We start from the raw sequence: 1,073 nt of genomic DNA, 5'->3' as shown, positions 1-1,073 counted from the left end.
GCTCGCGCTCCGGGTCGGCCGCGACCTGGAAGCGCTTGAGCGTGCCGGCGAGCGCCTCGTAGACGGTGAGCACGCCGATCTCCGCCTCGTCCATCCCGGCGAGGAGCTTGACCGCCTCGGTGGCCATGAGCCCGCCGACGACGGACGTAGTCACGCCGAGCACGCCCGCGGTGGCGCAGTCCGGGGTGTCCTCGGGCGCGGGGTGGGTGGGGTAGAGGTCGCGCAGGCCCACGCCACGCGAGCCCGGGCCGGAGTGCCAGACCGCGACCTCGCCGTGGAAGCGCAGCACCGAGCCCCACACCAGCGGGGTGCCGGTGAGTTCGGCGGCGTCGGCTGCGAGGAACTTCGTGGTGAACGTGTCGGAGCCGTCGATGACCAGGTCGTGCTCGCGGAAGTACTCGGCGGCGTTGGACGCGTCGAGGCGCTCGTTGCGCGCGTCGATGCACACGTCGTTGCGGTGCCGGCGCAGCTGTTCGGCCGCCACCTCGACCTTTGGCCGGCCGACGTCGGCGGCGCTGAACAGGATTTGGCGGTGGATGTTGGTGTCGTCCACGACGTCGTCGTCGATGACCGTGATCGTGCCGACGCCCGTCGCCACCAGCGACTGCATCACCGGACACCCGAGCCCGCCCGCGCCGATGACCAGCACGTGCGCGCGGTTGAGCGCCTCCTGGCCCGCCAGCCCGAAGCCCGGAAGCAGCGTCTGGCGCGCGGTGCGGCGCAGCTCAGCGTGGGGGAGGCTCATAGGACTTGGTCCTCCCAGCTCGCCAGGCCTTCAAAGCTTGACGACGCCAACGCCCCCTCCGCATGCGTCCGCCGCGGAATCCGGCCCGCGCCGCGGGCAAGGCGGCCCGCCTCCACCGCGTGGCGCATCGCGCTCGCCATTGCGACGGGGTCCTGGCAGCGGTTCACGGCACTGGCCAGCAGCACCCCGTCGCAGCCGAGTTCCATGGCAAGGGCGGCGTCGGAGGCGGTGCCCACGCCGGCGTCGAGAAGCACTGGCACCTCGGCGCGCGAGCAGATCAGCTCGATGTTATGCGGGTTGAGGATGCCGAGCCCGGTACCGATCGGGG

General features: G+C 72.2%; 1 protein-coding gene and 1 pseudogene. Both read right to left on the bottom strand.

Features of this window, described 5'->3' with window-relative positions; all coding sequences use genetic code 11:
• Window positions 1–745, bottom strand: a 745-nt coding sequence (locus EAW56_RS12420; protein WP_208636529.1) for a ThiF family adenylyltransferase, incomplete at its 3' end; no start/stop codon positions are given.
• Window positions 742–1,073 (bottom strand): annotated as a pseudogene (locus tag EAW56_RS12415) (thiazole synthase); the annotation flags it as partial. The pseudogene EAW56_RS12415 and the gene EAW56_RS12420, both read right to left, overlap by 4 nt.

The sequence above is a fragment of the Corynebacterium gottingense genome, assembly GCF_003693265.1.
Classification (GTDB): Bacteria; Actinomycetota; Actinomycetes; order Mycobacteriales; family Mycobacteriaceae; genus Corynebacterium; species Corynebacterium gottingense.
Note: the sequence above shows the minus strand (reverse complement) of the source record. Positions and strands in the feature narration are given on the sequence as shown.